The sequence below is a fragment of the Pseudomonas sp. B21-009 genome, from assembly GCF_024749345.1.
GTDB lineage: Bacteria > Pseudomonadota > Gammaproteobacteria > Pseudomonadales > Pseudomonadaceae > Aquipseudomonas.
The window spans coordinates 2,058,918-2,081,510 of record NZ_CP087199.1 but is presented as its reverse complement, the minus strand read 5'-3'; the positions used below and the strand labels follow the sequence as shown (position 1 = coordinate 2,081,510).

The following is a 22,593-nucleotide window of genomic DNA, read 5'->3' as shown; positions in this document are numbered from 1 at the left end:
CATGAACAGCACGCTTATCCAAACCGACCGTTTCGCCCTGAGCGAAACCGAGCGCTCGGCCATCGAGCACGAGATGCATCACTACGAGGACCCGCGCGCGGCGTCCATCGAAGCCCTGAAGATCGTCCAGAAGGAACGCGGCTGGGTGCCGGACGGCGCCATCTACGCCATCGGCGAAGTGCTCGGCATTCCTGCCAGCGACGTCGAAGGTGTGGCCACTTTCTATAGCCAGATCTTCCGTCAACCGGTTGGCCGGCACATCATCCGCGTCTGCGACAGCATGGTCTGCTACATCGGCGGTCACGAGTCGGTGGTCAGCCAGATCCAGAGCGAGCTGGGCATTGGCCTCGGCCAGACCACCGCAGACGGGCGCTTCACCCTGCTGCCGGTATGCTGCCTGGGTAACTGTGACAAGGCCCCGGCGCTGATGATCGACGACGACACCTTTGGCGACGTGCAGCCTGCTGGCGTCTCCAAACTGCTGGAGGGTTACGTATGACCATCACTTCCTTCGGCCCGGCCAACCGCATTGCGCGTTCGGCTGAAACCCATCCGCTGACCTGGCGCCTGCGTGACGACGGCGAGCCGCTGTGGCTCGACGAGTACCAGGCCAAGGACGGCTACGCCGCCGCCCGCAAGGCCCTGGCGCAAATGTCCCAGGACGATATCGTCCAGACCGTAAAAGATTCCGGCCTCAAGGGCCGTGGCGGTGCGGGCTTCCCCACCGGCGTCAAATGGGGCCTGATGCCCAAAGACGAATCCATGAACATCCGCTACCTGCTGTGCAACGCGGACGAAATGGAGCCCAACACCTGGAAAGACCGCATGCTGATGGAGCAACAGCCCCATCTGCTGATCGAAGGCATGCTGATCAGCGCCCGCGCGCTGAAAGCCTACCGCGGCTACATCTTCCTGCGTGGCGAATACACCACCGCAGCGCGCAACCTCACCCGTGCGGTCGAGGAAGCCAAGGCTGCCGGCCTTTTGGGCAAGAACATCCTCGGCAGCGGCTTCGACTTCGAGCTGTTCGTCCACACCGGTGCCGGGCGCTACATCTGCGGTGAAGAAACCGCTCTGATCAACTCCCTCGAAGGCCGCCGCGCCAACCCGCGCTCCAAGCCGCCCTTCCCTGCCGCCGTTGGCGTGTGGGGCAAGCCGACCTGCGTGAACAACGTCGAGACCCTGTGCAACGTGCCGGCCATCGTCGGTAACGGCATCGACTGGTACAAGTCGCTGGCCCGCGAAGGCAGCGAAGACCACGGCACCAAGCTGATGGGCTTCTCCGGCAAGGTCAAGAACCCAGGCCTGTGGGAGCTGCCGTTCGGCGTCCCGGCCCGCGAGCTGTTCGAAGACTACGCCGGCGGCATGCGCGATGGCTTCAAGCTCAAGTGCTGGCAGCCAGGCGGCGCCGGTACCGGTTTCCTGCTGCCCGAGCACCTGGACGCGCAAATGTACGCCGGTGGCATCGCCAAGGTCGGCACCCGCATGGGTACCGGCCTGGCCATGGCCGTGGACGACAGCGTCAACATGGTCTCGCTGCTGCGCAACATGGAAGAGTTCTTCGCCCGTGAATCCTGTGGCTTCTGCACCCCGTGCCGCGACGGCCTGCCATGGAGCGTCAAGCTCCTGCGCGCCCTCGAGAAAGGCCAGGGCCAGCAGGGCGACATCGAGACCCTGCTGGGTCTGGTCGGTTTCCTCGGCCCAGGCAAGACCTTCTGTGCCCACGCACCGGGCGCCGTTGAGCCGCTGGGTAGCGCGATCAAGTACTTCCGCCCTGAGTTCGAGGCTGGCATTGCCGCCCAGGCACCGGCTGCTGCCGCTGCCGGCCTGCGCCCGGACCTGGCGAAGCCGATCGTCGTCGGCGCATAACGAATAACAACGCGGGCGGTCCGTGCCGCCCGCTGCCTGCCCAGCTCGCCCGGGGATACCTGTCGCGGGCTGCAGGCACACAGATTTCCATTAGCCACGCCCGCAGACGCGGGCCAACGAAGAACTTTGAACCATGGCCACTATCCACGTAGACGGCAAAGAGCTCGAAGTCAACGGCGCAGACAACCTGTTACAGGCGTGTCTGTCGCTCGGCCTCGACATCCCCTATTTCTGCTGGCACCCGGCGCTCGGTAGCGTCGGTGCCTGCCGCCAGTGCGCGGTCAAGCAGTACACCGACGAGAACGACACCCGTGGTCGCATCGTCATGTCCTGCATGACCCCTGCCACCGATGGCAGCTGGATTTCCATCGAAGACGAAGAAGCCAAGGTATTCCGTGCCAGCGTCGTCGAATGGCTGATGACCAACCACCCGCACGACTGCCCGGTCTGTGAGGAAGGCGGTCACTGCCACCTGCAAGACATGACGGTAATGACCGGCCACAACGAGCGCCGCTACCGTTTCACCAAGCGTACCCACCAGAACCAGGAGCTCGGCCCGTTCATCGCCCACGAGATGAACCGCTGCATCGCCTGCTACCGTTGCGTGCGTTACTACAAGGACTACGCCGGCGGTACCGACCTGGGCGTATTCGGTGCCCACGACAACGTCTACTTCGGTCGCGTTGAAGATGGCACCCTCGAGAGCGAGTTCTCCGGCAACCTCACCGAGGTCTGCCCGACCGGTGTGTTCACCGACAAGACCCACTCCGAGCGCTACAACCGCAAATGGGACATGCAGTTCGCCCCGAGCATCTGCCATGGCTGCTCCAGCGGTTGCAACATCAGCCCGGGTGAGCGCTACGGCGAACTGCGCCGGATCGAAAACCGCTTCAACGGTTCGGTCAACCAGTACTTCCTCTGCGACCGTGGCCGTTTCGGCTATGGCTACGTCAACCGTGAAGACCGTCCACGTCAGCCACTGCTGGCCGACGGCACCAAGCTGAGCCTGGATGCCGCTCTGGACAAGGCCGCGGACATGCTGCGCGGGCGCAATATCGTCGGTATCGGTTCGCCGCGTGCCAGCCTTGAAAGCAACTACGGCCTGCGTGAGCTGGTCGGCGCCGAGCACTTCTACTCGGGTATGGAAGCCGCTGAGCTGGCCCGCGTACGCCTGGCCCTGCAAGTGCTCAACGACAGCCCGCTGCCAGTGCCGACCCTGCGCGACATGGAAGACCATGACGCGGTGTTCGTCCTCGGCGAAGACCTGACCCAGACCGCTGCCCGCGTGGCCCTGGCCCTGCGCCAGTCGGTCAAGGGCAAGGCCGAAGCCATGGCCGATGCCATGCGCGTTCAGCCGTGGCTCGATGCCGCGGTGAAGAACATCGGCCAGCACGCCATGTACCCGCTGTTTATCGCAAGCCTGGCCGAAACCAAGCTCGATGACGTCGCCGAAGAGTGCGTACACGCCGCGCCGGACGACCTCGCCCGCATCGGTTTCGCCGTGGCTCACGCCATCGACCCGAGCGCGCCTGCCGTTGACGGCCTGGACGCCGAAGCCCTGGCCCTGGCCAAGCGCATCGCCGACGCCCTGGTGGCCGCCAACCGTCCGCTGGTGGTTGCCGGTACCTCGCTGGCCTCCAACGCCCTGATCGAAGCTGCCGCCAACATCGCCAAGGCCCTCAAGCTGCGCGAGAAGAACGGTTCGCTGAGCCTGGTGGTGCCCGAGGCCAACAGCCTGGGCCTGGCCATGCTCGGTGGCGAGTCGATCGATGCCGCGCTGGATGCGGTGATCGAAGGCAAGGCCGACGCCATTGTCGTGCTCGAAAACGACCTGTTCAGCCGCGTTGCCGCGGCCAAGGTCGACGCCGCCCTGGCCGCCGCCAAGGTGGTCATCGTTGCCGATCACCAGAAGACCGCCACCACCGACCGCGCCCACCTGGTGCTGCCGGCGGCGACCTTCGCCGAAGGCGATGGTACCCTGGTCAGCCAGGAAGGCCGCGCCCAGCGCTTCTTCCAGGTGTTCGACCCAACCTACCTGGACAGCAGCATCCTGGTTCACGAAGGCTGGCGCTGGATGCACGCCCTGCGTGCCACCCTGCTCAACAAGCCGGTCGACTGGACCCAGCTGGACCACGTCACCAGCGCCTGCGCCGCGGTCGCGCCGCAACTGTCCGGCATCGTCAACGCCGCACCGTCCGCGTCGTTCCGCATCAAGGGCATGAAGCTTGCGCGTGAGCCGCTGCGCTACTCCGGCCGTACCGCCATGCGCGCCAACATCAGCGTGCACGAGCCGCGTACCCCGCAAGACAAGGACACCGCGTTCGCCTTCTCCATGGAAGGTTACTCGGGTTCGGCCGAACCGCGCTCGCAAGTGCCGTTCGCCTGGTCGCCGGGCTGGAACTCGCCGCAAGCCTGGAACAAGTTCCAGGACGAGGTCGGTGGTCACCTGCGCGCAGGCGACCCGGGCACCCGCCTGATCGAAACCCAGGGCGACAAGCTCAACTGGTTCGCCAGCGTTCCGGCAGCTTTCGCTCCGGCCCGTGGCACCTGGCAAGCGGTGCCGTTCTACCACCTGTTCGGCAGCGAAGAGAACTCCTCGCGCGCCGCCCCGGTGCAAGAGCGCATCCCAGAAGCCTACGTGGCCCTGGCCAAGTCCGAAGCCGACCGCCTGGGTGTCAACGACGGCGCCCTGCTCAGCCTCAACGTCGCCGGCGTTGCCCTGCGTCTGCCGCTGCGCATCAATGAAGAACTGGGCGCAGGCCTGGTTGCCCTGCCGAAAGGCCTGGCCGGCATTCCGCCAGCCATCTTCGGTGCATCCGTCGAAGGCCTGCAGGAGGCAGCACAATGACCTGGTTCACCCCTGAAGTGATCGATGTGATCATCACCGTCATCAAGGCCATCGTGGTCTTGCTGGCCGTGGTGGTCTGCGGTGCGCTGCTCAGCTTCGTCGAGCGGCGCCTGCTGGGCTGGTGGCAGGACCGCTACGGTCCGAACCGCGTCGGCCCGTTCGGCATGTTCCAGATCGCTGCCGACATGCTCAAGATGTTCTTCAAGGAAGACTGGAACCCGCCCTTCGTCGACAAGGTGATCTTCACCCTGGCGCCGGTGGTGGCCATGAGCGCCTTGCTGATCGCCTTCGCGATCATCCCGATCACCCCGACCTGGGGTGTTGCGGACCTGAACATCGGCCTGCTGTTCTTCTTCGCCATGGCCGGCCTTTCGGTATACGCGGTACTGTTCGCCGGCTGGTCGTCGAACAACAAGTACGCCCTGCTTGGCAGCCTGCGGGCCTCGGCCCAGACCGTGTCGTACGAAGTGTTCATGGGCCTGGCGCTGATGGGCATCGTTGCCCAGGTCGGCTCGTTCAACATGCGCGATATCGTTGACTACCAGGCCCAGAACCTGTGGTTCATCATTCCGCAGTTCTTCGGCTTCTGCACCTTCTTCATCGCTGGCGTCGCCGTGACTCACCGTCACCCGTTCGACCAGCCGGAAGCGGAACAGGAACTGGCCGACGGTTACCACATTGAATATGCCGGCATGAAATGGGGCATGTTCTTCGTCGGTGAGTACATCGGCATCATCCTGATCTCGGCGCTGCTGGTAACCCTGTTCTTCGGTGGCTGGCACGGACCGTTCGGCATCCTGCCGCAACTGTCGTTCGTCTGGTTCGCCCTGAAGACCGCGTTCTTCATCATGCTGTTCATCCTGCTGCGCGCCTCTATTCCGCGCCCGCGCTATGACCAGGTGATGGACTTCAGCTGGAAGTTCTGCCTGCCGCTGACCCTGATCAATTTGCTGGTGACCGCTGCGCTCGTGTTGCTCAACACGCCAGCTGTTGCGGCCCAGTGAGGATTTGACCCATGTTCAAATATATTGGCGACATCGTTAAGGGCACTGGCACCCAGCTGCGCAGCCTGGTGATGGTGTTCTCTCACGGTTTTCGCAAACGTGACACCCTGCAGTACCCCGAAGAGCCGGTCTACCTGCCGCCACGCTACCGTGGCCGCATCGTCCTGACCCGCGACCCGGATGGCGAAGAGCGCTGTGTAGCGTGCAACCTGTGTGCCGTGGCTTGCCCGGTCGGTTGCATCTCGCTGCAGAAAGCCGAAACAGAAGACGGTCGTTGGTACCCGGAGTTCTTCCGCATCAACTTCTCCCGTTGCATTTTCTGCGGCCTCTGCGAGGAAGCCTGCCCGACCACCGCGATCCAGCTCACCCCGGATTTCGAGATGGCCGAGTTCAAACGTCAGGACCTGGTGTACGAGAAAGAAGATCTGCTGATCTCCGGCCCCGGCAAGAACCCTGACTACAACTTCTACCGTGTTGCAGGTATGGCTGTTGCCGGCAAGCCGAAAGGCGCCGCGCAGAACGAAGCCGAGCCGATCAACGTGAAGAGCTTGCTCCCTTAAGGAAGAAAGATGGAATTCGCTTTCTATTTCGCATCCGGTGTCGCTGTGGTGTCCACCCTTCGGGTGATCACCAACACCAACCCCGTGCACGCCCTGCTCTACCTGATCATTTCGCTGATCTCCGTGGCGATGACCTTCTTCGCCCTCGGCGCTCCGTTCGCCGGTGTCCTGGAAGTGATCGCCTACGCTGGCGCCATCATGGTGCTGTTCGTCTTCGTGGTGATGATGCTCAACCTCGGGCCGGCTTCGGTCGCCCAGGAACGCGGCTGGCTCAAGCCGGGCATCTGGCTCGGCCCGGTGGTGCTTGGCGCACTGCTGCTGGTCGAGCTGCTGTACGTGCTGTTCGCCAGCGAAAGCGGCGCCGGCATCGGCCACACCACGGTTGACGCCAAGGCCGTCGGCATCAGCCTGTTCGGCCCTTACCTGCTGGTGGTGGAACTGGCCTCGATGCTGCTGCTCGCCGCAGCGGTGACGGCTTTCCACCTCGGCCGCAACGAGGCGAAGGAGTAATCACATGCCAGCAATTCCTCTCGAACATGGCCTGGCCGTCGCCGGCATCCTGTTCTGCCTCGGCCTAGTCGGCCTGATGGTGCGCCGCAATATTCTTTTCGTGTTGATGAGCCTGGAAATCATGATGAACGCCTCGGCACTGGCTTTCATCGTCGCCGGCAGCCGCTGGGCGCAACCGGATGGACAGATCATGTTCATCCTGGTGATCAGCCTGGCAGCGGCCGAGGCCAGTATCGGCCTGGCGATCCTGTTGCAGCTGTATCGCCGCTTCCACACTCTCGATATCGATGCTGCCAGTGAGATGCGCGGATGAACCTTCTCTTTCTGACGTTCGTATTCCCCCTGATCGGCTTCCTGCTGCTGTCGTTCTCGCGCGGCCGCTGGTCCGAGAACCTGTCGGCGCTGGTTGGCGTCGGTTCGGTGGGCCTCTCGGCCATCGTCGCCGCCTACGTGATCTGGCAGTTCAATGTCGCCCCGCCTGCAGGCGGCGCGTACAGCCAGCTGCTCTGGCAGTGGATGTCGGTGGACGGCTTTGCGCCGAACTTCACCCTGTACCTGGACGGCCTGTCGGTGACCATGCTTGGCGTGGTGGTCGGCGTCGGCTTCCTGATCCACCTGTTCGCCTCCTGGTACATGCGCGGTGAAGCCGGTTACTCGCGCTTCTTCGCCTACACCAACCTGTTCATTGCCAGCATGCTGTTCCTGATCCTGGGCGACAACCTGCTGTTCATCTACTTCGGTTGGGAAGGCGTGGGCCTGTGTTCGTACCTGTTGATCGGTTTCTACTACAGCAACCGCAACAACGGTAACGCCGCACTCAAAGCCTTCATCGTCACCCGAATCGGCGACGTGTTCATGGCCATCGGCCTGTTCATCCTGTTCCAGCAACTGGGCACCCTGAACGTTCAGGAACTGCTGGTGCTGGCCCCGCAGAAATTCCAGGCGGGTGATTTCTGGATGGTCCTGGCAACCCTGATGCTGCTCGGTGGCGCGGTCGGTAAATCGGCCCAGCTGCCGCTGCAGACCTGGCTTGCCGACGCGATGGCCGGCCCTACCCCGGTTTCGGCACTGATCCACGCGGCAACCATGGTGACCGCGGGCGTTTACCTGATTGCCCGTACCCACGGCCTGTTCGCCCTGGCCCCTGACGTGCTGCACCTGGTCGGTGTGGTCGGCGGCGTGACCCTGGTGCTGGCCGGCTTTGCCGCCCTGGTGCAGACCGACATCAAGCGCATCCTCGCCTACTCGACCATGAGCCAGATCGGCTACATGTTCCTGGCCCTGGGCGTTGGTGCCTGGGAAGGCGCGATCTTCCACCTGATGACCCATGCCTTCTTCAAGGCCCTGCTGTTCCTTGCTTCCGGTGCGGTGATCGTTGCCTGCCACCACGAGCAGAACATCTTCAAGATGGGCGGCCTGTGGAAGAAACTGCCACTGGCCTACGCCAGCTTCATCGTCGGTGGTGCCGCCCTGGCTGCCCTGCCGCTGCTGACCGCCGGCTTCTACTCGAAAGACGAGATCCTCTGGGAAGCCTTCGCCAGCGGCAACAACGGTCTGCTGTACGCCGGCCTGGTCGGTGCCTTCATGACCTCGCTGTACACCTTCCGCCTGATCTTCATCGCCTTCCACGGCGAAGCCAAGACCGAAGCTCACGCCGGCCACGGGATTTCCCACTGGCTGCCGCTGGGCGTGCTGATCGTGCTGTCGACCTTCGTCGGTGCCTGGATTCATCCACCGCTGGCGGGCGTGCTGCCGCAGAGCGTCGGCCATGCCGGCGGCGAAGCCAAGCACAGCCTGGAAATCGCCTCGGGCGCCATCGCCATCGCCGGTATCCTGCTGGCGGCGATGCTGTTCCTGGGCAAGCGTCGCCTGGTTACCGCGATTGCCAACAGCGGCATCGGTCGTGTGCTGTCGGCCTGGTGGTTCGCCGCCTGGGGCTTCGACTGGATCTACGACAAGCTGTTCGTCAAACCTTACCTGCTGATCAGCCACATCCTGCGCAAGGATCCGGTTGACCGCAGCATTGGCCTGATTCCGCGTATGGCGAAGGGCGGTCATGCCGCCATGAGCAAAACCGAAACCGGTCAGCTGCGCTGGTACACCGCTTCGATCGCCGTAGGTGCCGTGCTTGTCCTCGGTGCCGTTGTTATGGCTGCGGTCTGATATGAACCTTGCGACTTTGCGAAAGGAATTGAGCCCGTCATGATTTTGCCTTGGCTGATCCTGATCCCCTTCATCGGCGGCCTGCTGTGCTGGCTGGGTGAGCGCTTCGGCGCCACCCTGCCGCGCTGGATTGCGCTGCTGACCATGTCCCTGCTGCTTGGTATCGGCCTCTGGCTGTGGGCCAACGGGGACTACACCCTGGCCCCTGCACCGGGCGCCGCGCCCGAGTGGGCGTTCGAATTCAAAGTGCTGTGGATCGAACGCTTCGGCATCAGCCTGCACCTGGCCCTCGATGGCCTGTCGCTGCTGATGATCCTGCTCACCGGCCTGCTCGGTGTGCTCTCGGTACTGTGCTCGTGGAAAGAGATCACTCGCCACGTCGGCTTCTTCCACCTCAACCTGATGTGGATCCTGGGCGGCGTGGTCGGTGTGTTCCTGGCCCTGGACCTGTTCCTGTTCTTCTTCTTCTGGGAAATGATGCTGGTGCCGATGTATTTCCTCATCGCGCTCTGGGGTCACAGCTCCTCGGATGGCAAGAAGACCCGGATCTACGCCGCCACCAAGTTCTTCATCTTCACCCAGGCCAGCGGCCTGATCATGCTGGTGGCGATCCTTGGTCTGGTACTGGTCAACTACAGCAACACCGGTGTGATCACCTTCGATTACACCCAGTTGCTCAAGGCCGACCTACCGGCGGGCACCGAGTACCTGCTGATGCTCGGCTTCTTCATCGCCTTCGCGGTCAAGCTGCCGGTTGTGCCGTTCCACTCCTGGCTGCCTGACGCTCACGCCCAGGCACCGACCGCAGGTTCCGTCGACCTCGCCGGTATCTTGCTGAAGACTGCGGCCTACGGCCTGCTGCGTTTCGCCCTGCCGCTGTTCCCGAACGCTTCGGCCGAGTTTGCGCCGATTGCCATGACCCTGGGTCTGATCGGGATTTTCTATGGTGCCTTCCTGGCTTTCGCCCAGACCGACATCAAGCGCCTGATCGCCTTCTCCAGCGTTTCGCACATGGGCTTCGTGCTGATCGGTATCTACTCCGGCAGCCAGCAGGCCCTGCAAGGCGCGGTGATCCAGATGCTGGCTCACGGCCTGTCGGCAGCGGCACTGTTTATTCTCAGTGGCCAGCTGTACGAGCGCCTGCATACCCGTGACATGCGTCAGATGGGCGGCCTGTGGCACCGCATTGCCTACCTGCCGGCCATCAGCCTGTTCTTCGCCGCCGCCTCCCTGGGCCTGCCAGGCACCGGTAACTTCGTTGGCGAATTCCTGATCCTGATCGGCAGCTTCGTCGCTTCGCCGTGGGTCACCGTGATCGCTACTTCCGGCCTGGTGTTCGGTTCGGTGTACTCGCTGATCATGATTCACCGCGCCTACTTCGGCCCGGCCAAATCCGATGAAGTCCTGGCTGGCATGGACACCCGCGAACTGATCATGGTGCTGGGCCTGGCTGGCCTGCTGATCCTGCTGGGCGTCTACCCACAGCCGTTCCTGGACACTTCTGCCGCCACCATGAGTGGTGTACAGCAGTGGCTGGGTTCCGCTTTCACTCAACTCGCTTCGGCCCGGTAAGAGCGCTATGGACCTGACGATTCAACACTTTATCGCGCTTGCGCCGCTGCTGATCACCACCATCACCACGGTCGTGGTGATGCTGGCGATCGCCTGGCGGCGCAACCACTCGCAAACCTTCCTGCTGTCGACCGTGGGCCTGAACCTGGCCCTGCTGTCGATCATCCCGGCGCTGAAGGTTGCGCCCCTGGCGGTCACCCCGCTGCTGACCATCGACAACTTCGCCTGCCTGTACATGGCGCTGATCCTGGTTGCCACCCTGGCTTGCGTCACCCTCGCCCACGCCTACCTGGGTGATGGCGGCAAAGGCTACCCGGGCAACCGCGAAGAGCTGTACCTGCTGATCCTGATGTCCGCCCTGGGCGGTCTGGTACTGGTCAGCGCGCAGCACCTGGCTGGCCTGTTCATCGGCCTTGAGCTGCTCTCGGTACCGGTCTATGGCCTGGTCGCCTATGCCTTCTTCAACAAGCGTTCGCTGGAAGCCGGCATCAAGTACATGGTGCTCTCGGCCGCAGGTTCCGCCTTCTTGCTGTTCGGCATGGCGCTGTTGTATGCCGACGCTGGCAGCCTGAGCTTCGACGGCATTGGCAAGGCCCTGGCGGCCACCAGCATGCCAAGCATGATCGCCCAGCTGGGCCTGGGCATGATGCTGGTCGGCCTGGCGTTCAAACTGTCGCTGGTGCCGTTCCACCTGTGGACCCCGGACGTCTACGAAGGTGCTCCGGCACCGGTCGCCGCCTTCCTGGCCACCGCCAGCAAGGTCGCGGTGTTCGCCGTCGTCGTACGCCTGTTCATGATCTCCCCTGCGGCCAGCAGCGGCGTGCTAACCACCGTGCTGTCGGTGATCGCCGTGGCCTCGATCCTGATCGGTAACCTGCTGGCGCTGACCCAGAGCAACCTCAAGCGCCTGCTCGGTTACTCCTCGATCGCCCACTTCGGTTACCTGCTGATCGCCCTGGTGGCGAGCAAGGGCCTGGCGGTCGAAGCCATCGGCGTGTACCTGGTCACCTACGTGATCACCAGCCTCGGTGCCTTCGGCGTCATCACCCTGATGTCCTCGCCATACAACGGCCGTGACGCCGACGCCCTGTACGAGTACCGCGGCCTGTTCTGGCGCCGTCCGTACCTGACCGCGGTGCTGACCGTGATGATGCTGTCGCTGGCCGGTATCCCGCTGACCGCAGGCTTCATCGGCAAGTTCTACATCATCGCTACCGGCGTCGAGTCGCAGCTGTGGTGGCTGGTCGGTGCCCTGGTGATCGGTAGTGCCATCGGCGTGTTCTACTACCTGCGCGTGATGGTCACCCTGTACCTGATCGAGCCAAACCTGCGTCGTCACGACGCCCCGCTGAACTGGGAACAGCGCACCGGCGGCGTGATGCTGCTGGCCATCGCCATCCTCGCCTTCGTCCTGGGCGTGTACCCGCAGCCGTTGCTGGACATGGTCCAGCATGCAGGCCTGCAACTGATCGGTTGATCGATCAGGCACTGATAAACACCCCGCTTCGGCGGGGTGTTTTGTTTTCAGGCCGAAACCCTCATCGCGGGGCAAGTCGGGTCGCCGCACCGCCGCTCCCACTGGATGGGCTGCCCCGCGATGATGCCACTGCCTATCGGTGACTGTGCTTCGTCTGATAGTTGCGACGTCAGATACCCGCTCTCAGTCCTGGAACCCCATCGATGCACCCCACCCTACCCCGCTCCTCCCTCGCCTTGCTGATCTCCTGTGCCGCGTCGGTGCAGGCCAGCGATAGCATCGAACTCGGCCAGGTGCTGATCCAGGAACAGGAGCAGAGCGAGTTGCAAGATGCTCGCGAACGCCTGCAGCAGGTGCCCGGCGCCAGCAACCTAATCGACATGCAACGGGTGGAGCAAGGCCGGGTCGCCAGCAACCAGGATGTGCTCGCCTACCAGCCCGGGGTGTTCGCCCAGTCGGCTGGCAACGACGGCATCAAGCTGTCGATCCGGGGTTCGGGTATCAACCGCGCCCCCGGCGCTCACGGCTCGGGTGTGTACACGATGTTCGACGGCCTGCCGCTGAGCGGCCCGGGTGGCACGCCCTATGAACTGTTCGAACCACTGTGGCTGAGCCGCGCCGAAGTGCTGCGCGGTGCCAACGGCTTCGACCGCGGCGCGTTGGCGCTGGGCGGCGCTATCGACTACATCACCCACACCGGCCGCGACGCCGCACCGCTGCAACTGCGCTACGAGCTCGGCAGTCGCGGCTATGCCAAACGCCAGATCAGCTCCGGCCAGGTCCTGGGCGACCTGGACTACTACGTGGCGCTGACCGACTCGGAATACGACGGCTACCAGCGGCACAGCAGCGGCAGCAGCAAGGGCATCGCCGCCAATGTCGGCTACCGCTTCAATCCGAACCTGGAGACCCGCTTCTACCTGCGCTATCGAGAGACCGAGAATGACCTGGCCGGGCGCTTGACCCAGGAGCAGATCAAGCATGATCCGCGCGGGGCCAACCCGGCCTACCTGAGCCGCGACGACAGCCGTCCGCAGCCAGGCAGCACCTGGCTGGGCAACAAGACCACCTTCTATCTCGATGACGATTCGCAGCTCGAAGCAGGCCTGGTCTATCACGATTATCCGATGGACCTGCGCGAAGGTCCGATGCGCCTGAAGGTCGCCTACACCGACGTCAGCGGCACCCTGAATTATCAGCGCCGCCACACGCTGTTCGGCCACGAAAGTAAAACCACCGTCGGCTGGCGCACCACCAAGCACTTGCCCAACAGCGGCGCTTCGCAATACTCGCGGGTCAATGGCGTATTCGGGGCGAAAACCCGGGACTTCACCTACCAGGGCTCGGACACTGTCCTGCATGTCGGCAACGAACTGGAACTGATCCCCGACCTGTGGCTGACCAGTGGCCTGGCGGCGATCTATACCCGCCGCGAGAGCGCGGTGACCTACCCCGACAATGGCGGCAAGGTCAGCCAGAGCGATTGGGACTACGCCCCGCGCCTGGGCCTGCGCTACGACATCAGCCCGCAGTTGCAGGTCTATGGCAACCTCAGCCGTTCGGTGGAGCCGCCGCACCCGTGGTCGCTGATCTGGAGCTCGACCAGCAACACGCAACCGATTGAAATGCACAACCAGACCGCCACTACCCTGGAGCTGGGGGCCCGCGGCGAGTCGGCCATCGGCCGTTGGGACCTGGCCTGGTATTACTCGGACGTACGCCATGAGCTGCTGGCGGTGGAGATCGTGCCAGGCCAGCCCGCCAAGGAGTTCAACGCCAGCCCGACCGTGCACCAGGGCATCGAGGCCGGCCTTGACAGCCTGCTGTGGCAGCGTGCCGGGGTCGGCACGCTGAGCCTGCGCCAGGCCTACACCTTCAGCGACTTCCACTACCGCGACGACGATACCTTCGGCGACAACCGCCTGCCGGGCATCCCCATGCACTACTACCAGGCCGAATTACGCTTCGACCTGCCCAGCGGCCTGTTTGCAGGGATCAACACGCAGATGGCCTCCAAGGTCCAGGTCGACTACGCCAACAGCTACCCGACCGACGCCTATGCCATTCTCGGCGCCACCCTGGGCTACAACTCGCCGAAACAGGACTGGCAAGCCTGGCTCGACCTGCGCAACCTGACCAACAAACGCTATGCCGCCACCGTCACCCCCGGCTACAACGACAACGGTACCGACATTGCCCGCTCGACCCCGGGCGAAGGCTTCGGGGTCTATACCGGGGTGTCCTACAGCTTCCGTTAACTGGGCAATTGCACCTGCGGTTTGGTCGAGACGAAGATCGCCCAGCTGGACATGAACAGCGCGGCGATCAGCGGGCCGATGACAAAACCGTTGAGGCCGAACACTGCCAGGCCACCAAGGGTCGAGACCAGGATCAGGTAATCGGGCATCTTGGTGTCCTTGCCCACCAGGATCGGGCGCAGCACGTTGTCCACCAGGCCGATGACGAACACGCCGAAGGCGGCCAGCACCGCGCCTTGCCAGAAGGCGCCGGTGGCGACGAAGTACACCGCCACCGGCGCCCAGACGATCCCTGCACCCACTGCCGGCAACAGTGACAGAAAAGCCATCAGCACGCCCCAGACCAAGGCGCTGGGGATGTCGAGAATCCAGAAGATGATCCCGCCCAGGGCGCCCTGGGTCACCGCCACCAGCAGGTTGCCCTTGACCGTGGCGCGTACCACGCGGTTGAACTTCAGTTGCAGGCGGCGCTTTTGCTGTTCGGCCAGCGGCACCGCGGTGCGGATCTTGCGCACCAGCTCGGCGCCGTCACGCAGGAAGAAATACAGCAGGTAAAGCATGATGCCGAAGCTCACCAGGAAATCGAAGGTGCCCTGGCCGAAGCTGAAGGCCTGGGTGGCGAAGAACTGGCTGCCTTGCATGGCACCCTTGGTGATCTTGTCGCGCAAGCCGGCCAGGTCGCCCATGCCCATGCGCTCGAGGAAATTCTGCACAAAGGCCGGGAGGATGTTCTTGAAGCGCTCGAGGTAGCCGGCCAGGTCCAGCTCGCCGCTTTCAATGTTCTTGTACAGCGCCGCGCCCTCCTGCACCAGCAGGGTACTGATGATGATCACCGGCAAAATTGCGATGACCAGGCAGATGAACAGGGTCAACCCGGCGGCCAGGTTGCGCCGCCAGCCCAGGCGCGCCAGCAGGCGGCGTTGCAGCGGGGCGAAGACGATACCGAGGATCACCGCCCAGAACACCGCGCCATAGAACGGCAGGAGAATCCAGATGAAGGCGATGGTTACCAACACCAGCAGTGCCAGTAACGCCTTGTGTTGCATGACGGTTTCGTTCATGTGCGCTCCTTGTGCGTTCTTTTCATTAGTGCGCCGGGCATTGCCAAAAGTGCCGTTGATGCAGATCAATAAACACTAGCTGCAGCCGGCGTAGCATCCGCGCCTTTTGCCGCGACCCGATCATGACCCTTCTCGCCAAACCCGAACTGCTCGCCCCCGCCGGCTCGCTGAAGAACATGCGTTACGCCTTCGCCTACGGCGCCGATGCCGTGTATGCCGGGCAGCCGCGCTACAGCCTGCGCGTGCGCAACAACGAATTCGACCACGCCAACCTGGCACTCGGCATCAAGGAAGCCCAGGCCCAGGGCAAGCGCTTCTACGTGGTGGTCAACATTGCCCCGCACAACGCCAAGCTCAAGACCTTCCTCAAGGACCTGGCGCCAGTGATCGAAATGGCCCCGGATGCACTGATCATGTCCGACCCGGGGCTGATCATGCTGGTGCGCCAGCACTTCCCGCAGATGCCGATTCACCTCTCGGTACAGGCCAACACGGTGAACTGGGCCAGCGTCGAGTTCTGGCGCAGCCAGGGTCTGACCCGGGTAATCCTGTCGCGCGAGCTGTCGCTGGAAGAGATCGAGGAGATTCGCCAGCAGGTGCCGCAGATGGAGCTGGAAGTGTTCGTCCACGGCGCGCTGTGCATGGCCTACTCCGGTCGCTGCCTGCTGTCGGGTTATCTGAACCGCCGCGATGCCAACCAGGGCAGTTGCACCAACGCCTGCCGCTGGCAATACACAGCCACCGCGGCCAGCGAGAATGTCACCGGTGAAATCGTTCGCGAAGTGCAGCCGACCCTGGGCCTCGGCACGCCGACCGAGCAGGTGTTCGTGCTGCAGGAAAGCAACCGCCCGGGCGAAGACATGCCGGCGTTCGAAGACGAGCACGGCACCTACATCATGAACGCCAAGGACCTGCGCGCGGTGCAACATGTCGAGCGGCTGACGCGCATGGGCGTGCATTCGCTGAAGATCGAGGGCCGGACCAAGTCGCACTTCTACTGCGCGCGCACTGCCCAGGTGTACCGCCAGGCCATCGATGACGCGGCAGCCGGGCGTGAGTTCGATCGCAACCTGATGCTCAACCTCGAGTCACTGGCCCAGCGCGGCTATACCGAAGGTTTCCTGCGCCGGCACGTGCATGACGAATATCAGAACTACCAGCGCGGCAACTCGGTGTCCGAACGCCAGCAGTTTGTCGGCGAACTGAGCGGCGAGCGGGTCAATGGCCTGGCTGAAGTGCGGGTGAAGAACCGTTTTGCTGTGGGTGATCACCTGGAACTGATGACACCCAAGGGCAACTACCACTTCGACTTGCATCAGTTGCGCAATCGCCAGGGTGACGAAATCGAGGTAGCACCGGGGGATGGACACACGGTGTATTTACCGATCCCCGAGCAGGTAGACCTGGCCTTCGGTTTGCTGCTCAGGGATCTGGTTGACTGAATCAAGGCGCGGACGTGGCCACCGTCGCGCTTTCAACCTCGCGAATCACTTGCAAGCGGTACTGCGGATCGGCCTTGATCTGCGCCTCGGTGAACGGAATCACCTGCCACTGCTTGGCCGAGAACGCGCGGGTCTGGTCGCTGGCATGGGCCGAACCCGCTTCGCTGGACTCGGAGAACGCCAGCATCCCCAGCGCATGCGGGCCCTGGTCATCGAAGGTCACCAGCTGCAGGTAGCTGGTACCGCTGACTACCAGGCGCTTGTCGGCGGCGACCGGTACGCTCTGGATTGCGTTGTACACGCCAAGGCTTGCCGGCCCACCGTGGATCGGTGTGCCGTCGGCAGCCTGCTGGATCTGCCCCCAGCGCGCGTCCTCGGCGAAACCGGCCTTGCTTACCTGCGCAACTGAAGCCAGGGCTGCCTCACGCAAGGCACTGGCCACCTCGGCGCGATCAACGGCCAGCCCGCGCGGCGTGTGTTGCGGATCGGCGGCGTCGAAACCAACACGCCAGATGTCCTTGCGCCCCTGCAAGGCCTGCAAGATGTTCTGGAAATGCACCAGGCCAAGGCCACTGTCGAGGTTGGCGCGCAGGTCCCAGGCCTTGAGGCTGGTACACAGCGCGCCGAGCTGGGCATCTGCCGCTTGCGCGGCGCACCAGTTGAGCAGGTCGGGCATGACCAGCTCGGCGACATACACCTGGTTGTCCATGACCATCTGCTGCAGATCCGCCGGGCTGATCTTGCCCTTCTCGCTCAGGCTCGCCAGGCGCTGCAGGGCAAAGCGGCTGCGCGGGCCCAAGGGTTGGTCTTCGCGGCTGACCAGCGGCGAATAGCCCTGCAACGGTGTGGCCGGGTTGACCATCCAGGCCGAGTCGTTGGAATGCTGGACGAAGTCCTTGCGGCTCAGGCTCGGCAGCAGTTGCGCGGGGAAGATGCCTGCCTGGGCGGCCCGCGGGTCGACCTTCCAGTTGCAGGCACTGCGCGAACCGTCGAGCACGATCATCTCCTGCCCGGCGGCCGGGTCGCTGCAGCTGGCCAGCAAGGCGGCATCGACGTACGGCACCACCGACTGATTCAAGTACAGCGCCTGACCCTTGGCGTCCACCGCCAGGGTATTGACCCAGGGAATGCCCTGCAGGCGCTGCACCGAAGCTTGCAGGCTTTTCAGGCTGTCGGCGCGGTTCATCGCATCCCACTGCGCCAGCACCCGGGTGTTTTCGAGGTTGGCATCACGCAGGCTGAAGGCGTACTGCTTGTTCCAGTCCAGGCGCCCCGGCCATTGCACGATCGGGCCGAATACCGAGCTGTAGACCTCACGGGTCAGCGGCTTGAGCTGGCCGTCCGCGCCCTTGACCGTCACGTTCAGGCGCTGCTGGGTCAAGGCCTGCGACTTGCCGTCGAGCAGGTAGCGGGTCGGGTCCTTGGGGTCGAGCTCCAGCCGGTACAGGGTGAAGTGCTTGGAGGTGTCGACCGTGTGGGTCCAGGCCAGGTGCTGGTTGAAACCGATATTGATCAGCGGCAAGCCCGGCAGGGCCGCGCCCATGGCATCGAGCTGGCCCGGCAGAGTCAGCTGCATCTGATAAAAGCGCATGCCGCCGGCCCAGGGAAAGTGCGGGTTGGCCAGGAGTATGCCGCGACCGTTGAACGAGCGCTCGGCACCGATGGCCACGGCATTGCTGCCGCGCTCGACAGCAAACTGCTCCTGGCGCAACTGGGCAACGCGCAGGTCGGGGCGCAACTGGGCGACGACATTCGGCGGTGTGGCCCCGGCCAGTGCTTCGGCGAACTGGCCGACACCGCCTTCGACCAGCAAGCGGCGAGTCAGCTTGACCAGGTCGAGGGTGGTGATCGGCCGTAGCCATTCGGCCTGCAGGCACTGCACGCCCTGCCCCTGGGCCTTGAACTCGGCCAGCGCGCGGTTGTAGCCCTTGGCATAGCCTTCGAGCCGTGCACGCATGGCCGGCGGTTGTGCCTGCCAGAAGCCGAACACCGCCGTTGGTGTATTCAGCCAATTGAAAAACAGGTCGCTGGGCAGGTTTTCGCGCTGCTCGAAGGTGCGCTGTTCTGGCCCGAAGTAACGCGAACGCTCGCCATTGACGGTGACCACCTCGTTAGCCAGCAGGCACAGGTTGTCTTGTGCATAGGCATAGCCGATACCGTACCCCAAGCCCTGCTCGTCCCTGGCCAGGATGTGCGGCACGCCGTAACTGCTGCGGCGGATTTCAGCGCTGGCATCACCCGGCGCCACACGCGCCTGGACGGACAGGCTCAGGCCGGCAAGCAGCCCGGCCATACAAAGGGTCGCTAAGGGAAAGGGCTTGATCACGCGCACTCCAGCTCAATCAGGGGAAAGGTCGTCCTGACTGAACGAAATACGCCAAATAAATTTACCGGTTTGCGCCGCTCAATACGTCTTTAGAGGGTGAGGCTGAAGATTTTTTTCATCAGGTACTGCAGTTTTGCCGCGCTCATTCGTCTTATAGGTGTAGGCAAACACTTTTGCTTACCTGGACAGGCCAAGAAATGGAGCATTCACATGTACAACCAGCCACAGCCAGCGCTAACCGCTGGCCCTGGACGCACAAAGAGCCAACCGGTGACTGCAAGAACCGAAGCCGGCGAGCACGAGCGCCCTGGCAATGAACACATCCGCGAGCTGCTCAAGGCCTTTGGCCTGCGTACCAGCCTGATCCGCCTGAAGGTCATCGATGCCCTGCACATGGCCGATCGCGATGGCCGCAGTATCGGCGTGCGCGGGGTCCACAGCCAGCTCGAACAGCTGGATATTCCGCTGTCGTTCCTCAGCGTTCGCGAAGTGCTCAAGCGTTTGTGCGCCGAAGGCGTGATCAGCCTGGGCAACGACAAGTGCTACAGCCTCAACCCCCAGGCCCGCGCGGTACTGGAGCAAGCCACCTGCCGTTGAGCGACCGGCCGGCGCGCAGCCGGCCGCGCTTACCGCCTCAGGGCTTGACCTTACGGCGCATGATGCCGTTGACCACCACCACAACCACCGCCACGGCAATGGCGATGTACTGGAACACTTGCTCGCTGATGGTGCCCTGCTTTTGCAGGTAGGACAGTCCGAGCATGATCCCCAGCACCAGCAGGGAGATCAGGATGGAGTATTTCAGGCGTTGACCTTGAGTCATGGGTAGTTCCTTGCGACATCGGCGAAAAGCCCCGAAGCGGGCCGAGCGCATGATACAACGTCACCCGCAGGCAGCGGACTATTTCCCGCTTCTGCCCGCCCCGCAGCATTGCCAACATGGCTTCCCGGACGACTGCCCAGACCAACGCAAGGATCACCATGTCGATGCGAACCCTGCTGCTCAGCCTGGCGCTGCTCGGCCCCCTCAATGCCCATGCCCTGCCCACCGAATCCCAACCTCAGGCTTTGCTGCTGGAACTGGCTGCACAATTGGCGCACAGCGCCGGCAGTAGCCAGTGGCAACAACTCTGGCAACGCAGCCGACAGGCCGGGCATCTGCACAGCAACCCGCACACCGAGCATTTCGATGTGCCCCAGGCACAAATTCCGGCACTGGTAGCCAGCACCCTGGCCAGCGCCGATCAGGCACGACCGTTGAAGCAGACGCAGGTGCGCTATCGCCGCGACTTTCACCCCAGGGTCATCGGCAAGGCTGGCACGCAGGCGTTGACCGCCCTGTGCGTGTGGGTCGACTGGCGCAGTTTCCCCGAACAGGGCGTCAGCCATCCAACCCCCTACCTGGGCCAGGTCAGCCTGTTGCTGGCACGCCCTTGCGAGTAAGCATGGGTGGCTCAACCTGGGAAGGTCACCATCGCCATGGCACCCGGTAATCAAGGCGTTGCGCTTACGTCGCAATTCATTTCCCACCCATCGGCATGGTTCGTCCTACAGAAAGCGTACATAAAGCCCTCCCTTGCCGCCCCACTTGCTGCCTAGCCCGCCTTCAGCCCAGTAGCCGAGAATCCAGCTCAAGCCACGACAGACAGATGCGATTTGTCGCATTGACGCTGCCTGCAATGGCCCTAGCTGCCTGGCACGGATCATCAAGGTGCCGAACTATCGCCTACAAGGAAGTCACCATGGAACTGAGCGACCTGAACCGTATCGATATCGAACAACTGCCCCACTCGCTGCAGATGCTGATCGAATGCCTGGGCATCGAGAATGCCTACAACCTGACCTGCGCCTTTGGCGGGCGCCCCAAGTACATTCCCAAGCACCGCGAACGCACCGCACTGGCGGAAATTCTCCCGGCGCCGGCGCTGGATGCGCTGATCAAGCGCTTCGCCGGCATGGCCCTGGAGATCCCCAAGGTTGACCATTTTCTGCGCCAGCTGCGCAACCAGCAAATCCAGCAGGAAAGCGCCGACGGTCTGTCACGCAGCATGCTCGCCAACAAGTACGGCTTGAGCCTGCGCCAGATCGGCAATATCCGTCGCCAGGAACCCTGCCCGCGCTAAGCGTCATCGACTTGAGCCGATAACTCCGGCATTCAAGGCAACCCCGCACAATGATGTGCAGTCAAGACAAGGAAATCTCTAATGGCAACAATCGACAATGGCCTGATCGGCTCGGTAATGAACGCCTTGCCACTGGACCGGATGATCTCAGGACCTCTGCAGGCGATGATCCAGGCACAGATTTCGGCAAGCAAGTCGTACGCCGACTTTCTTATGGGCGTGTGCATCCAGAATGGCAAAGCCGTCGCCATTCAATTCGACTACGACGAAACCATCACCGATGAACAAGGGGTGTACAAGGGAACTGTCTCGAAGAAGATGCAGATCCCGCTGCTGGCAGCGGTCACTCACCCCAACATCGTCATCGAAGAAGGCAACATCGAATTCGAACTGACCATCAGCCAGCAAGCCGAAAGCACCGAAGAGAGCGGCAAAGAGGCAAGTTTCGGCGCGTCGCTGGGCTGGGGCAAATTCAGGCTCAATGTCAAAGGCCAGGTCAGCCACAAATCCACTCAAACGCGCAAAACCGATACCCGTGCACGTTACGCCTTCAACACCAAGGTACGCCGCCAGGACCCACCCGAGGCGCTGATGCGGGTCATCGACTTTCTCACCGACGCTGCGACCAAGCCTGTGGTCATGGCCGATGCCACCGCGCAAAACCTCGATGCGATGCCGGTTTCGGCACTGCCGATGCCTGACGAACAGGAAAGCCGCAAAGAAACAGCCATCTGATCGTGCAGCATAAATAAAAACCCAGGCCTCTCATGCTCGAGAGGCCTGCTGACGAGCACAAGGAGTGGGAACGATTGGACCAAACCTCGGCAGTGAACGCCCCCATTACCGCCAGCGACCTCTGTGATATTACCCGCGGCCTGCAGGAAGCCGCTGCGGCCACAAACCACCTGATTGCCCAGCAGTACATCAAGCTGTTCGACCAGTTTTTCGACTACGACGCCGAGACGCTTGGCGCGCCGATGAAAGCCAAGATGGTCGAAGTGGCAATGGATGACCAGCACACCATGCAGATCCCGCTGATCGCGCTGGTGTCGCCGCGCGGGCTGGCACTGGAGCGCATGCAGGTCGACCTGTCGGTACGGATTCAAAACACCGAGACCACCGATGCCAGTGAAAACCTGCAGCGCGAACGCTTCTATGTGACGGTCGGCAGCCAGGGCAAACGCAACGGCGATGCCGCACGCGACCCCGATGAAGTACAGATCCGCATGCAGTTCCAGGCCTGTGAGCCACCGGAAGCGTTGAACCGGCTGATCGAGGAGTACACCAGCCTGATCACTCCGCAGCGGGTGTCCACACCGGCCCAACCCACGATCGACAGCAACGAGTTCATCGCAGCGGCGACCGTGCGCTGATCATTGG

At 63.2% G+C, this 22,593-nt stretch carries 20 protein-coding genes; 17 read left to right on the top strand and 3 right to left on the bottom strand.

Annotation, left to right across the window (positions count from 1 at the left end):
- Window position 1 precedes the first annotated feature (1 nt).
- The 11 genes from nuoE (at window position 2) to LOY34_RS09500 (ending at window position 14,261) form a co-directional block, all read left to right on the top strand.
- Window positions 2–499 carry an NADH-quinone oxidoreductase subunit NuoE gene (nuoE, locus tag LOY34_RS09550; RefSeq protein ID WP_012313767.1) on the top strand — a complete coding sequence of 166 codons (498 nt, stop codon included), beginning with the start codon at window positions 2–4 and terminating at the stop codon, window positions 497–499.
- Window positions 496–1,869: an NADH-quinone oxidoreductase subunit NuoF gene (gene nuoF, locus LOY34_RS09545; RefSeq protein ID WP_045201391.1), complete on the top strand. Its 1,374-nt coding sequence runs from the start codon at window positions 496–498 to the stop codon at window positions 1,867–1,869. The genes nuoE and nuoF overlap by 4 nt, the downstream gene beginning before the upstream one ends.
- Before the next feature lie 133 nt (window positions 1,870–2,002).
- Window positions 2,003–4,717, top strand: coding sequence for an NADH-quinone oxidoreductase subunit NuoG (nuoG, locus tag LOY34_RS09540; RefSeq protein ID WP_195883505.1), 2,715 nt, complete (start codon window positions 2,003–2,005; stop codon window positions 4,715–4,717).
- Complete coding sequence (nuoH, locus tag LOY34_RS09535; RefSeq protein WP_038996049.1) at window positions 4,714–5,721, top strand: NADH-quinone oxidoreductase subunit NuoH; 1,008 nt, start codon at window positions 4,714–4,716, stop codon at window positions 5,719–5,721. The genes nuoG and nuoH overlap by 4 nt, the downstream gene beginning before the upstream one ends.
- Window positions 5,722–5,732: 11 nt before the next feature.
- Window positions 5,733–6,281, top strand: a complete 549-nt coding sequence (gene nuoI, locus LOY34_RS09530) for an NADH-quinone oxidoreductase subunit NuoI (protein WP_009400993.1) — start codon at window positions 5,733–5,735, stop codon at window positions 6,279–6,281.
- A 9-nt stretch (window positions 6,282–6,290) separates the two neighbouring features.
- Window positions 6,291–6,791 (top strand): NADH-quinone oxidoreductase subunit J, encoded by a 501-nt coding sequence (gene nuoJ / locus LOY34_RS09525; RefSeq protein ID WP_038996050.1) that lies wholly within the window; start codon window positions 6,291–6,293, stop codon window positions 6,789–6,791.
- Between the two features lie 4 nt (window positions 6,792–6,795).
- Window positions 6,796–7,104 (top strand): NADH-quinone oxidoreductase subunit NuoK, encoded by a 309-nt coding sequence (gene nuoK, locus LOY34_RS09520; protein WP_028944232.1) that lies wholly within the window; start codon window positions 6,796–6,798, stop codon window positions 7,102–7,104.
- Entirely contained in the window at window positions 7,101–8,954 is a 1,854-nt protein-coding gene (gene nuoL, locus LOY34_RS09515; RefSeq protein ID WP_038996051.1) for an NADH-quinone oxidoreductase subunit L, read from the top strand. The genes nuoK and nuoL overlap by 4 nt, the downstream gene beginning before the upstream one ends.
- 39 nt (window positions 8,955–8,993) lie before the next feature.
- Complete coding sequence (gene nuoM / locus LOY34_RS09510) at window positions 8,994–10,526, top strand: NADH-quinone oxidoreductase subunit M (protein ID WP_045201389.1); 1,533 nt, start codon at window positions 8,994–8,996, stop codon at window positions 10,524–10,526.
- Window positions 10,527–10,533: 7 nt separating this feature from the next.
- Window positions 10,534–12,003 (top strand): NADH-quinone oxidoreductase subunit NuoN, encoded by a 1,470-nt coding sequence (nuoN, locus tag LOY34_RS09505; protein WP_045201388.1) that lies wholly within the window; start codon window positions 10,534–10,536, stop codon window positions 12,001–12,003.
- A 203-nt stretch (window positions 12,004–12,206) separates the two neighbouring features.
- A complete protein-coding gene (locus LOY34_RS09500) occupies window positions 12,207–14,261 on the top strand; it encodes a TonB-dependent receptor domain-containing protein (protein ID WP_195883503.1) in 2,055 nt (684 codons plus the stop codon).
- Here LOY34_RS09500 and LOY34_RS09495 read toward each other — a convergent pair.
- Window positions 14,258–15,322, bottom strand: coding sequence for an AI-2E family transporter (locus LOY34_RS09495; RefSeq protein ID WP_045201386.1), 1,065 nt, complete (start codon window positions 15,320–15,322; stop codon window positions 14,258–14,260). The genes LOY34_RS09500 and LOY34_RS09495 overlap by 4 nt on opposite strands.
- A 122-nt stretch (window positions 15,323–15,444) precedes the next feature.
- Between LOY34_RS09495 and yegQ the strand changes: the two genes are divergently transcribed.
- Window positions 15,445–16,764 (top strand): tRNA 5-hydroxyuridine modification protein YegQ, encoded by a 1,320-nt coding sequence (gene yegQ, locus LOY34_RS09490; RefSeq protein ID WP_195883502.1) that lies wholly within the window; start codon window positions 15,445–15,447, stop codon window positions 16,762–16,764.
- A gap of 1 nt (window position 16,765) precedes the next feature.
- Here the strand turns inward: yegQ and LOY34_RS09485 are convergent, their stop codons facing one another.
- The gene (locus tag LOY34_RS09485) at window positions 16,766–19,057 is read right to left on the bottom strand and encodes an acylase (RefSeq protein WP_195883501.1); all 2,292 of its coding nucleotides are present in this window, start codon (window positions 19,055–19,057) and stop codon (window positions 16,766–16,768) included.
- Window positions 19,058–19,300: 243 nt separating this feature from the next.
- Here LOY34_RS09485 and LOY34_RS09480 point away from each other — a divergent pair, with 243 nt between their 5' ends.
- Complete coding sequence (locus LOY34_RS09480) at window positions 19,301–19,687, top strand: fe2+ zn2+ uptake regulation protein (RefSeq protein ID WP_045201383.1); 387 nt, start codon at window positions 19,301–19,303, stop codon at window positions 19,685–19,687.
- 37 nt (window positions 19,688–19,724) lie between these two features.
- Here LOY34_RS09480 and LOY34_RS09475 read toward each other — a convergent pair whose 3' ends face one another.
- Entirely contained in the window at window positions 19,725–19,913 is a 189-nt protein-coding gene (locus LOY34_RS09475; protein WP_093384931.1) for a hypothetical protein, read from the bottom strand.
- 158 nt (window positions 19,914–20,071) lie between these two features.
- On the opposite strand from LOY34_RS09475, the gene LOY34_RS09470 reads away from it, so the two are divergent.
- The 4 genes from LOY34_RS09470 to LOY34_RS09455 all read left to right on the top strand — a co-directional run bounded on the left by LOY34_RS09470 (window position 20,072) and on the right by LOY34_RS09455 (window position 22,586).
- Window positions 20,072–20,533, top strand: a complete 462-nt coding sequence (locus LOY34_RS09470; RefSeq protein ID WP_230090834.1) for a hypothetical protein — start codon at window positions 20,072–20,074, stop codon at window positions 20,531–20,533.
- A 299-nt stretch (window positions 20,534–20,832) separates the two neighbouring features.
- Window positions 20,833–21,213, top strand: a complete 381-nt coding sequence (locus LOY34_RS09465) for a Mor transcription activator family protein (RefSeq protein ID WP_045201382.1) — start codon at window positions 20,833–20,835, stop codon at window positions 21,211–21,213.
- Window positions 21,214–21,294: 81 nt separating this feature from the next.
- The gene (locus tag LOY34_RS09460; protein WP_045201381.1) at window positions 21,295–21,948 is read left to right on the top strand and encodes a DUF2589 domain-containing protein; all 654 of its coding nucleotides are present in this window, start codon (window positions 21,295–21,297) and stop codon (window positions 21,946–21,948) included.
- Window positions 21,949–22,052: 104 nt separating this feature from the next.
- Window positions 22,053–22,586, top strand: a complete 534-nt coding sequence (locus LOY34_RS09455) for a DUF2589 domain-containing protein (protein WP_093387610.1) — start codon at window positions 22,053–22,055, stop codon at window positions 22,584–22,586.
- Window positions 22,587–22,593: the final 7 nt, after the last annotated feature.